This is a genomic window from Azoarcus sp. TTM-91 (assembly GCF_012911025.1).
GTDB lineage: Bacteria > Pseudomonadota > Gammaproteobacteria > Burkholderiales > Rhodocyclaceae > Azoarcus.
This window is the reverse complement of record NZ_WUEI01000326.1, coordinates 1-379: the sequence shown is the minus strand read 5'-3', so window position 1 is coordinate 379 and position 379 is coordinate 1. Positions and strand designations below refer to the sequence as shown.

Below are 379 nucleotides of genomic sequence, written 5' to 3'. Positions count from 1 at the left end.
AATCTGCCCTTGTAATTCATGTCGTTGGCTGAGTAACCGCAGCTGGCGTTCGTGCTCATCTTGTGCATCCAGCCACGGTTGAATATCGTCCTGTGGCTGCAAGGTGATATTGAGGCTGGCCGTGACGGCTTGCAATTGTTGAGTAAGTGCTTGCTCATCTTGTCGGAGGCTTTGCGCTTCGTTTTCATCGCGCTGAAGCTGCTTTGTTACGGCGTCCAGTTGCCCGCGCAGCGCCGCACCTTCTTCGCCGAGCTTTTTAACTTCGTTTTCCAGCGCCAGTAACCGAGACTGATTAACACCAGGCTCCAGCGCCTGATACGCCTCGACCGCCGGGTGGCTGGTGGAACCACAAAGTGGACAAGGCTGACCCGCCTGTAAC

Annotated in this window: 1 protein-coding gene; it reads right to left on the bottom strand. The window is 55.7% G+C overall.

What is annotated here, in order from left to right:
• Positions 1-379 (bottom strand): hypothetical protein (locus GRF61_RS24470; RefSeq protein WP_211166207.1); only part of this gene is annotated, 379 nt, incomplete at both ends.